1 rRNA gene is annotated in these 216 nt (G+C 50.9%); it reads right to left on the reverse strand.

Annotated features, from left to right (window positions below):
- Positions 1 to 121 (reverse strand): 23S ribosomal RNA (locus tag PZE06_RS29470); the annotation flags it as partial.
- Between the last annotated feature and the right edge of the window lie 95 nt (positions 122 to 216).

Consider the following 216-nt stretch of genomic DNA (forward strand, 5'->3'; position numbering starts at 1 on the left):
CCATTCGGAAATCTCCGGATCAAAGCTTACTTACAGCTCCCCGAAGCATATCGGTGTTAGTCCCGTCCTTCATCGGCTCCTAGTGCCAAGGCATCCACCGTGCGCCCTTTATAACTTAACCATTCGGCAAATGATCAGCTACACATCTCTTCGTCATCTTCACTCGTCAGCATCCTCACGTACAGACTACGTACGCTCCGGTACTTCCTCGCTTGA

The organism is Robertmurraya sp. DFI.2.37, assembly GCF_029211245.1.
GTDB classification, from domain to species: Bacteria; Bacillota; Bacilli; order Bacillales; family Cytobacillaceae; genus Robertmurraya; species Robertmurraya methanolica_A.